We start from the raw sequence: 10,040 nt of genomic DNA on the forward strand, positions 1-10,040 counted from the left end.
GTTATTTTTTACTATATCATAACTTAAATACTAGTAAAAAAGAAAGTACGCCAGACTTTAACAGACTGGCGTACTTTTTAACTCAATTCTTAATAACTTCTTTCGTTAATCCCTTCGCCTTCTCCAAAGCTTTTTCAATTTGCTCAAATCCAGTCCCACCAGCACTGTTACGACGCTTTACAGCCGCATATGGTGACAGCACTTCATACAAATCTTCTTCAAATAACGAGCTCATTTCTTTATACGTTGCAAGTGGTACATCTACTAAATAAATTCCTTTTTGTGTGCAGTGCAGCACTAGCTTTCCAACAATTTCATGAGCTTGACGGAACGGTAGTCCTTTGTTTGCTAAGTAGTCGGCAATTTCTGTTGCGTTAGAGAAATCTTGCGTTACAGCTTGCCCCATTTTTTCTTTGTTTACAGTCATCGTCTCTAACATGCCTGCCATAATATGAAGGCATCCTTCTACTGTTTTTACTGTATCAAACATTCCTTCTTTATCTTCTTGCAAGTCTTTATTGTAAGCGAGCGGTAATCCTTTCATTACTGTAAGTAAACTAAATAAATTACCGTATACTCTGCCTGTTTTACCACGGATTAGTTCCGCCATATCTGGATTTTTCTTTTGCGGCATAATGCTGCTTCCCGTTGCGTATTGATCGCTCATTTCAATAAATTGAAACTCTTGGCTACTCCATAAAATAAGTTCTTCGCAAAAGCGTGATAAGTGCATCATAAGCATAGAGGAGTTACTTAGGAACTCCAGTATGAAATCACGATCGCTTACTGCATCTAAACTATTTTCATACATTCCATTAAATCCAAGAAGCTCCGCACTATATTCTCGGTCAATTGGGAATGTCGTTCCTGCTAACGCTCCTGCTCCTAATGGGGAAATGTTAATACGCTTTAATGAATCTTCATAACGATTCACATCACGCTCTAACATCCAAAAATAAGCGAGAATATGATGCGCAAATGAAATTGGCTGGGCACGCTGCAAGTGCGTATAACCAGGCATAATTGTTTCAATATTATTTTCTGCTTGATGAACAAGAACAGTTTGCAATTGTTTTGTAGCTTTTATAATATGTTCTACTTTTTCTTTTAAATATAAATGCATATCTGTCGCTACTTGATCGTTACGACTTCGGCCAGTATGAAGTTTCCCGCCTACTTCACCGATTTTTTCAATTAACATCTTTTCGATATTTAAATGAATGTCTTCCGCTTCAACGGAAAAATGCAATTTATTTTGTTTCGCTTCTTCTAATAAATATTGAAGACCTATCTTTATTTTCTCTGCTTCTTCTTTCGTAACGATGCCTTGCTTTGCTAGCATCGTTACGTGTGCAATACTTCCGTTTATATCTTGATTTACTAATTGTTGATCGAAGGAGATGGATGCTCCGAACTCTTCAACCCATGCTTCCGCTTCTTCTGTAAAACGTCCGCCCCAAAGTTTGCTCACGCTTCCACCTTCTTTTGATTCACTTGGCTGTATACTTTCGTCGGTAAACCGAATAATGAAATGAATCCAACTGCTGCATCATGATTAAATTCATCCTGAGCAGTATACGTTGCTAATTTTTCATCGTATAAAGAGTACTCAGATTTACGTCCTTCTACAATCGCATGTCCTTTAAATAATTTCACACGCACCATGCCTGTTACATTCTTTTGCGTTTCTTGTAAGAAAGCATTCAGCGCTTGTTTTAAAGGCGAGAACCATAAACCGTTATAAATAAGTTCTGTTATTTTCTGCTCAATCATCGGTTTAAAGTGAGCTACTTCTTTTACGAGTGTTAAATCTTCCAGTTCCTTGTGCGCCGTAATTAATGTCATCGCTGCTGGGCATTCGTATACTTCACGCGATTTAATACCAACAAGGCGATTTTCTACGTGATCGATACGTCCAACGCCATGTTTTCCAGCAAGTGCATTTAACGTTTTAATAAGTTCTGAAAGTGGGTATGCAGTACCATTTAAAGTTGTCGGTACGCCTGCTTCAAAACCGATTTCTACAAACTCTGGTTTATTCGGTGTATCTTCTAATGCTAATGTCATCTCATATGCATCTTCTGGCGGCGCTGCCCATGGATCTTCTAAAATGCCACATTCATTACTGCGTCCCCATAAATTTTGATCGATTGAAAAAGGGCTGTCTAAATTAATCGGAATTGGTACATCGTTTTCTTTTGCATAGGCAATTTCTTCTTCACGTGACCATTTCCATTCACGTACAGGCGCAATCACTTCTAAGTAAGGATTTAACGCTTGAATAGAAACTTCAAAACGAACTTGATCATTCCCTTTCCCTGTACATCCGTGTGCCACTGCAGTCGCACCTTCTTGTTCTGCAATTTCCACTAATTTCTTCGCGATAAGTGGGCGTGATAGCGCCGAAACGAGAGGATATTTCCCTTCGTATAACGTGTGCGCTTGCATCGCCATCAATGCATATTCGTTTGCAAATTCTTCTTGAACATCAATCATATATGATTTAATTGCACCTACTGAAAGTGCCTTTTCTTTCACAAATGCTAAGTCTTTACCTTCCCCTAAGTCTAAACAAAGCGCGATAATATCATAATTCTTCTCTTGTAACCATTTAATTGCAACGGAAGTATCAAGACCTCCGGAATATGCTAATACAACTTTTTTCTTCTCCATTTTGCATCCCCCTAAAGAATAAATATTCATTTTATTTTATAATAATTCACACTTTAACACCTTTTACAAAATGTATCAAGAGTCATTTTCAAATTTTTTCAAACAATTTCGTCGAACTTCTTTCTGTTTTTTTGTACAATATAAGCAGGAAAACGGGGGTGAACTTATGGAAAAGTATTTCTTATACGATAATCATCTCGGAATTGAAATTCCGCATTTACAAGAAGACTGGGAAGATATCCCCGAAAAAGTGCAACATGCGATTTTATTAAAATGGGAACAAGTTCGCGGAAAGATTCCTGATCGTATAAAAGAACTCGAACATTATATTAATGCAAAACAGCATCATTTAAATAACGAAGAAGACTTCGAAATTTCTTGCAAACTGAATTCAGAAATTGCCGATCTCGCTTCCATCATTAATGACCTTTGGCTTTGGTATCGACTCACTCAAAATGTATCTGAGGGGAAAGCACACCAATAAAAAAAGCATGCCCCTCAATTACTTTGGGTCATGCTTTTTTGTCGTAACACGATTTACAATATATTTCTTGTGCTGTTTTTGCCAAACACACATCAAATGGACCAACTAATATACTTCTTTCTTTCGGCAACTTTACAAAAGCAACAAGCTCTTCTTCATATTGAATCTTTTTCTGACATGAAACACATGTTAACTCTTTTCTTTTAAACATGTCTTTTAGCATATTTTCACTCCCCTCTTCATCTATCTATATTAATATACTCTCATAATAGTTAAAACTTGTAAAAAAATGACACATTATAAAGTAAATGATTCATATACTATGTACAAAAGGAGGCCTTACACTTATGCGCGCTTTCGTTATTATCGCTTTAACTTTTTTAAGTGTGATTAGCTGGGATGCGTTTTTTAAAGATAAAATTGATGATAAAAATACAACTGAATAGAAACTCTTCTTTTCTTACTTATTGGACAAACTAAAAAAAACTGTCCAATTCTCCAAAATAACTTAGGCTTTTCTACAAAAATATTTAAACATAACAATTTTTGTAGATTTCCTCCGTTTATTGTCGGTTTCCATCCGCATACATTTTTTGAAAGTATGATATAATAATATAAATCTTGAAGGAAGGGATTTTGATATCATGATCGCTCGAAGGAGCATGTGGCATCGTATTGACGAATCATACACGTAGCGTATTTTCCAGCTCAGATACTTTAGTCTAGCGAAAAAAATACGAGAGTGGGGAAATTATGATTGCCCGAAGGATAATTTGGCAAAAAAAAGACTCTTCTTACACATAGCGTTTTGTTTAGGGCTTAATTGTTACTAGCTAAACAAAACAAAGAAGAGCAGGATTGCTAAATGAAGAATCCTACTCCACGTTTTGTTTAGTCGTTTTAAGACTTAAACTAAAACGAAAGTAGGGAGAATTGATGGACGAGAGGATTATTCGTTATTTCTTCAGCGACATATAGCGTAGTTAGTTTTTTCGTAAACTAACTGAAGCTACATGTGAGCTCGTAGTTAGTTTACAACACAAAAAAGGACTACTAACTACGGAAAGAAGGAATAACGATGAGGAACATCCAAAGTCGACAAATTATTAAAGAAGTTTTTATGGTTTTAATCGGTTCATTTATTTTAGCAGCAGCGCTATATCACATTCACTTCCAAAACCACTTAACAGAAGGTGGCTTTGTAGGTATCGCACTATTCATCCAAAATTTTTATGATATTTCACCATCTATTTCAACTGTAATGATGGATATCCCAATTATTTTACTATGCGCTTCATTGTTAGGTAGAAAAATGGTTGGCTATTCATTCTTAGGTTCAATTTCATTCGGAGTATTTTATTCTCTTATGGAAAATTATTCTCCATTTACGGTCGATTTATCAAACAATTTATTTATAGCTGCAGTAGTTGGCGGTGCGTTAGCTGGTATTGGACTCGGTTTTATATTGCGATTTGGCGGTGCAACCGGTGGAGACGACATTTTAACAATTGTATTAAGTAAAAAAACGCGTTTTACAATTGGGCAAATTTTCTTCGTCTTTGACGCGATTGTTCTTGCGCTTTCATTATATTATTTAAATTGGACAGAAATTGCTTTTACTATTCTTTCAATTGCCGTACAGGCAAAAACATTGGATTTAATTTATTATCCAAAAACAGAAAAAGCAGAAGAAAAGCAGCCAGTATCTATTCCAATGTCCAAAAAGCATGCAACAAATTAAAAAAAGCGAAAGGCTTCGGCCTCTCGCTTTTTTTATGCTCTTTTTTCCTTCTCGACTATGTGGCGCATTTGATAAAATCTATTTGCAAATTCAGTAACGTTTCTTGTTAAACGATAATTCACTGTAGACCCGATTGCCATTCCAATTACCGGAATACCTTGGAATAATTTACGACGAAGAGCATAAATCGAAAATGTTTTCAAAATTTGTTTTAAAATAATTTCAGTAGAAGCTGGTTGTAACACCGCTTCATCTCCTTCGTAGAAGAAGGAATCTTCTTGTTCTAGCTCTTGCAGTAAATTGTACCATGCGTATTGCTGAAGTCTTCCTGGTAGTAATGACGCATGAAATACTTTTAACGCAAGCATCATTTCATACGGCTTGTTCACATCATGCCCAAATGACGTTGCAATAAGTTGGACAGCCTTCACATTTAACGCAATCATAACCGGAAAATCAGCTGTTAATAATAATAAACCTCCAGCACCCGTTGCTCCGCCTTGTACGAATGAATATAGGCGATGGCGTGCTGTTTGCTGCTCTGCTATGTATGTTAATTGGTCAATAGATAATGCTTTTAAATCCTCTAGTTGCTCAATCGATTCATCAAATAATCTCGATGTTCCTAAAATACGATTACGCGCATCTAACTGTGATTGTGAACTTTGAATCAATGCATGCAAATGAAAGAGCCATCCATCTGCTTTCGTAAAGAAATCTTTTCGTTTTTTCTCAGGTAGTTTCGCAATTGTAGTATGTACCCATTTATCAAACAGTTTTTGAAAATCAGTCGCTTCTTGCTCAACTAATTGCGATTCCCATTCTTTTATATTGTCTAAAATGGCTTGTTCTCGCTTCGATCGCATCGTAACAACCACCTCGTTCGATTTTTTTCTATTGTAACATATTTCTGCTTATTCTTTGCAAATATGCTTGTCTATCTTTATTCACATACCATTTTTAGTGACATAAAATATTAACAAAAAGGATGAGATAAATCACATGAATCTATCCGATATAAAAAAAGAATATCATGCAGTATTCAGTTTAGGACAAAACTGCTGGCCTGCTTGGGCGTTATATCAATTCAAATTATCACCATTTTTTGGCGTTATTGATTTTATGCTAAGCCCATCATTAGAAAAAGTGAATATATTATTACAAAATCGATTTGACCGTTTTTTACAGTTAGAAAACTTATCCTTCATCTCATTTTGGGATGATGGTGCGAAATTAAGACTACGGGACAATCTATATGAAATCGACTCCTGCCACGACTTTAAAACAGATGTAAACACACCAACTTCTTGGCCTTCTTATACAGAAATCAAGCTAAATTATGAGCATCGTATTACTCGTTTTCTAAATACAATTGAAACGGCACAATCCATATTGTTTATTCGAACTGGAGGAACATACGAAGAAGCACGTTCCTTGGAACACATTTTATCTCAAATCGTTACACATACATTCTCTGTCCTACTACTCATTCCTGAAGATGTACCAACTGTTACGGAAGAAGATTGGGGATTGCAAAATATTTGCGTTATAAAATGTCCTGTTATGGATGTATTTCAGTACAATGAAGCATTTTGGAATGACTTATTTAATGGCATCGTAATTCGACCACATTCTTAAATACACGACACTTTTATTACGCAATACATTATAATCATCCTTATACAAAATAAAGTGAAACTTTAATCAGTGGGGGTTTTGTTCATCCCCCACTGATTATTAGTTGAACCAATCGGACTTTTACGGACAGTTGATCCCCCACCTAACTTCTTTGCTTCCGCTGAATTTTGAGGTGGGGGTCTTACTGCCCGTTAAAGCGGGATAAATAAGGAGTGATTGTATATGTATCCACGTGCAAAAGCTTTCGGTCTTGCTATACATGACAGTCGCCTTCTTGTACAAGAATATCATACAGGCGATGAAACATATTACCGGCCTCTTGGCGGTTCAATTGAACTTGGTGAAAAATCAGCACATACCGTTATTCGTGAATTTCAAGAAGAGCTTCATACAGAAGTGGAAATCACCGATTATTTAGGTTGCTTAGAAAATATCTTTCATCTTGATGGAGAAATTGCTCATGAAATCATTCAACTATATTCTTTACGCTTATTAGACACATCACTATATGGAATGGAAAAAGTGAAGATACAAGATGAGCAAACAGTGTCATATGCGAAATGGATTCCCATTACAGCATTCATTCAGGAGAAAAAAGCACTATATCCAGATGGAATTTTAAACTATATTCAAAAGAAAAAAGACGAAATCCTATAGGATCTCGTCTTTCTTTTCATATATTAACCAATGTTTCCAAGACGTAGTACGTCACGAGCGATCATAACTTCTTCGTCAGTTGGAATTACAATAATTTTTACTGGAGAATGTGGGAAGTTGATGAATGCTTCCTCACCGAATACGTTATTGCGTTTTGCATCGAAGTATACGCCCATGTATTCAAGGCCTTCTAATACGCGTTCACGAATAATCGCACTGTTTTCACCTACACCAGCTGTGAAGATGATTGCGTCTACACCTTTCATACGAGCAGTGTAAGAACCGATGTATTTGTGGATACGGCTTACGAATACATCAAGTGCTACTTTCGCACGGTGATCGCCTTCTTCTTCTTTCGCAATGATGTCACGTAGGTCACTAGAGTAACCAGTAAGACCTAACATACCACTCTTCTTGTTCAATACGTTAACTACTTCTTCTACTGTTTGGCCTGTTTTTTCCATGATGTATGGAATTAACGCAGGGTCAATGTTACCAGAACGTGTACCCATTGTTACACCAGCAAGTGGAGTGAAGCCCATAGAAGTATCGATAGATTTACCGCCTTCTACTGCTGCGATACTTGCACCGTTACCTAAATGACAAGAAAGTAAGCTTAAGCTTTCAAGTGGACGACCTAATAGCTCAGCTGCACGCTCAGTTACATATTTATGAGAAGTTCCGTGGAAACCGTATTTACGGATACCGAATTTTTCATAGTACTCATATGGTAAGCTGTATAGGAATGCAGATTCCGGCATTGTTTGGTGGAACGCTGTATCGAATACTGCTACTGCTGGTACGTTTGGTAATACTTCTTGGAATGCTTTAATACCAACAACGTTTGCTGGGTTGTGAAGTGGTGCTAAATCGCTTAATTCTTCGATATCAGCTAATACTTCATCAGTAATTAGAACAGAGTCAGCAAATTTTTCGCCGCCGTGAACAACACGGTGACCGATACCGCCAATCTCGTCTAGAGATTTAACGATTCCGTTTTCAGTTAATTTTTTAAGAAGCATATTAACTGCTACTGCGTGATCTGGAATGTTTGTAATTTCTTTTTGTTTTTCGCCATCTACAGTAATAGTGAAGATACTATCTTCTAAACCGATACGTTCTACTAAACCTTTTGTTAATACTGTTTCACTTGGCATTTCAAATAATTGGAATTTTAAGGAAGAGCTTCCTGCGTTAATCGCGATGATTTTTGACATCTAGTCTTTCGCCCCTTTTTCTCTTGGTAGTTGTGTGGATGTTTCCACAAACCGCTCGATTTTATCTGATCAAATTTACTAAATATGAAAACGTTTCATCATTAGCAAATTTTATACTCACGATTTTAATTTAAACATCGTACGACATATATTTCAAGTGAAAAAATTGTAACACCAAGAAAAAAAATATATTACAGATTTCAAAAAAATTCAGTTAAATCTTGTATATATTTAAAAATATGACATATCATATAAAACTGTACTACATGAATTACTAACCCTGTTACATATACCTGGCCTTATTTATGCGTTGCAAACCAAGTATTTAATTGGTCCATAATGTCCTCCATCGCCTTCATGTTGGAGAATTTAGGTAACTCCACTAATAACGCCTGTTTTGGCATCGTTACACTAGGGCCTTTCTTTTGGAGAACAAATATACTTTTTGCATTTTTCTCGTTTTTAAACATGGAAACAGGTAGCTGTAATAACCCCTGAATAAAGCATGTTTCTTTAATAAATGCATGCAATTTCGGTGCTTGATCACTTTCAAAAATGAAGTTCGGTACTAGGAAGAATAAGTATCCGCCTTCTTTCGTATGCTTCACACTTTGTTCAATAAATAGGTGGTGGGCATATGACATTCCTTCATCTGCTTTTAACTTATATTCACTTGCACCGATTTCATTTGGATAGTAACCAACCGGTAAGTCTGAAACGACTGCATCAACTGGATCGATATAAAGCGGTGCTAGTCCATCTTGATGGAAGAATTCGATTGCATGCTTTTGTAAATTCGCATTTACTAAAGCAAGTTTAATTAGCACTTCGTCCACTTCTACACCAAATCCACTCATCGTAATGTTTTCTTGAGCACTATTGAAAACTGTCGTCATCAAGTTACCCGTTCCAATTGCAGGGTCTAACACAGTAATTTCATTTTGACCCTTCATAAATTTATGGAATAAGTAGCTCATGAACATACCAACTGCATCAGGCGTCATTTCGTGATTCGCTTGTACGCCTTCTTTCATTCCTTTTAAGATGGCTAACTGAAATGCTTTACGAATTTCTTCACCTTTATATGTTTCTTCATTAAACGTACTATATTCACGATTCAGCCTTTCAATTGCTGATTCTGATAATTCCTCTTGTAAAATCGCTCCTTCAAACAAGTTATCCCCTGTTTCTACAAGCGCCTCTAAATATGTTACATCTAATTCTTTACGTAAAACTACCGCAGAAGAATCAAAAATAGAAAATAAAGTTTCTACTGTCTGACTCACGTACATTCCTCCTTCTCTCTTTTACACATAACTTATATCATACCATAATCTGATTTTTTCCCAAAAGAAAAAGCGACCTCTTTTTTAGAGCTCCCTTTTTAGTGATGTATGATGTAACGTCTTCTCTCGTATATCGATTCCATATAGCAATATATGAGAGAAGACGACCTCTTTCAAAGAGGTCATCTTCCTTCACATTATTTTGCAGCTTTTGCTGCTTCTAATGCTGCTTCATAGTTTGGATGGCTTGTACCTTCGCTTACGTATTCTACGTAAACTACTTTGTCGTTGCTATCTACTACGAATACTGCACGAGCAAGTAAACGAAGCTCTTTCATTACTAA

At 36.3% G+C, this 10,040-nt stretch carries 10 protein-coding genes and 1 pseudogene; 4 read left to right on the forward strand and 7 right to left on the reverse strand.

Annotated elements, in window-relative coordinates; all coding sequences use genetic code 11:
* Positions 1 to 82 precede the first annotated feature (82 nt).
* Positions 83 to 1,471 (reverse strand): argininosuccinate lyase, encoded by a 1,389-nt coding sequence (gene argH / locus MR083_RS13905; protein ID WP_000041259.1) that lies wholly within the window; start codon positions 1,469 to 1,471, stop codon positions 83 to 85.
* On the reverse strand, positions 1,468 to 2,673 hold the full coding sequence (locus MR083_RS13910; RefSeq protein WP_000412314.1) for an argininosuccinate synthase: 1,206 nt from the start codon (positions 2,671 to 2,673) through the stop codon (positions 1,468 to 1,470). Before MR083_RS13910 ends, argH begins: the two co-directional genes overlap by 4 nt.
* Positions 2,674 to 2,839: 166 nt before the next feature.
* Here MR083_RS13910 and MR083_RS13915 point away from each other — a divergent pair, with 166 nt between their 5' ends.
* Entirely contained in the window at positions 2,840 to 3,157 is a 318-nt protein-coding gene (locus tag MR083_RS13915; protein ID WP_061183834.1) for a hypothetical protein, read from the forward strand.
* Between the two features lie 28 nt (positions 3,158 to 3,185).
* Here the strand turns inward: MR083_RS13915 and MR083_RS13920 are convergent, their stop codons facing one another.
* Entirely contained in the window at positions 3,186 to 3,380 is a 195-nt protein-coding gene (locus tag MR083_RS13920) for a hypothetical protein (protein WP_000910292.1), read from the reverse strand.
* A gap of 855 nt (positions 3,381 to 4,235) precedes the next feature.
* Between MR083_RS13920 and MR083_RS13925 the strand changes: the two genes are divergently transcribed.
* On the forward strand, positions 4,236 to 4,898 hold the full coding sequence (locus MR083_RS13925; protein ID WP_001244531.1) for a YitT family protein: 663 nt from the start codon (positions 4,236 to 4,238) through the stop codon (positions 4,896 to 4,898).
* A gap of 32 nt (positions 4,899 to 4,930) precedes the next feature.
* On the opposite strand, the gene MR083_RS13930 is transcribed toward MR083_RS13925, so the two are convergent.
* Complete coding sequence (locus MR083_RS13930) at positions 4,931 to 5,764, reverse strand: EcsC family protein (protein WP_242269480.1); 834 nt, start codon at positions 5,762 to 5,764, stop codon at positions 4,931 to 4,933.
* Positions 5,765 to 5,900: 136 nt separating this feature from the next.
* On the opposite strand from MR083_RS13930, the gene MR083_RS13935 reads away from it, so the two are divergent.
* Together MR083_RS13935 and MR083_RS13940 are read left to right on the forward strand one after the other, a co-directional pair.
* Positions 5,901 to 6,536, forward strand: a complete 636-nt coding sequence (locus MR083_RS13935; protein ID WP_242269481.1) for a DUF1796 family putative cysteine peptidase — start codon at positions 5,901 to 5,903, stop codon at positions 6,534 to 6,536.
* A gap of 222 nt (positions 6,537 to 6,758) precedes the next feature.
* On the forward strand, positions 6,759 to 7,193 hold the full coding sequence (locus MR083_RS13940) for an NUDIX hydrolase (RefSeq protein ID WP_000283477.1): 435 nt from the start codon (positions 6,759 to 6,761) through the stop codon (positions 7,191 to 7,193).
* A gap of 23 nt (positions 7,194 to 7,216) precedes the next feature.
* Here MR083_RS13940 and ackA read toward each other — a convergent pair whose 3' ends face one another.
* From ackA to MR083_RS13955, 3 genes and pseudogenes are all read right to left on the reverse strand, one after another.
* The gene (gene ackA, locus MR083_RS13945; RefSeq protein ID WP_000034576.1) at positions 7,217 to 8,410 is read right to left on the reverse strand and encodes an acetate kinase; all 1,194 of its coding nucleotides are present in this window, start codon (positions 8,408 to 8,410) and stop codon (positions 7,217 to 7,219) included.
* 299 nt (positions 8,411 to 8,709) lie between these two features.
* Positions 8,710 to 9,696, reverse strand: a complete 987-nt coding sequence (locus tag MR083_RS13950; protein WP_000084356.1) for a class I SAM-dependent methyltransferase — start codon at positions 9,694 to 9,696, stop codon at positions 8,710 to 8,712.
* A 197-nt stretch (positions 9,697 to 9,893) separates the two neighbouring features.
* Positions 9,894 to 10,040: pseudogene (locus MR083_RS13955) on the reverse strand (thiol peroxidase); the annotation flags it as partial.

The organism is Bacillus cereus group sp. BfR-BA-01408 (genome assembly GCF_022663305.1).
In the GTDB taxonomy this organism is placed as follows: domain Bacteria; phylum Bacillota; class Bacilli; order Bacillales; family Bacillaceae_G; genus Bacillus_A; species Bacillus_A pacificus.

What these genes read in the sequence shown, in the direction of transcription:
- MR083_RS13915 (WP_061183834.1), top strand. Translation starts at nt 2,840, where the DNA reads ATGGAAAAGTATTTCTTATACGATAATCATCTCGGAATTGAAATTCCG.
- MR083_RS13930 (WP_242269480.1), bottom strand. Translation starts at nt 5,764, where the DNA reads ATGCGATCGAAGCGAGAACAAGCCATTTTAGACAATATAAAAGAATGG.
- MR083_RS13920 (WP_000910292.1), bottom strand. Translation starts at nt 3,380, where the DNA reads ATGCTAAAAGACATGTTTAAAAGAAAAGAGTTAACATGTGTTTCATGT.
- ackA (WP_000034576.1), bottom strand. Translation starts at nt 8,410, where the DNA reads ATGTCAAAAATCATCGCGATTAACGCAGGAAGCTCTTCCTTAAAATTC.
- MR083_RS13940 (WP_000283477.1), top strand. Translation starts at nt 6,759, where the DNA reads ATGTATCCACGTGCAAAAGCTTTCGGTCTTGCTATACATGACAGTCGC.
- MR083_RS13935 (WP_242269481.1), top strand. Translation starts at nt 5,901, where the DNA reads ATGAATCTATCCGATATAAAAAAAGAATATCATGCAGTATTCAGTTTA.
- MR083_RS13910 (WP_000412314.1), bottom strand. Translation starts at nt 2,673, where the DNA reads ATGGAGAAGAAAAAAGTTGTATTAGCATATTCCGGAGGTCTTGATACT.
- MR083_RS13925 (WP_001244531.1), top strand. Translation starts at nt 4,236, where the DNA reads ATGAGGAACATCCAAAGTCGACAAATTATTAAAGAAGTTTTTATGGTT.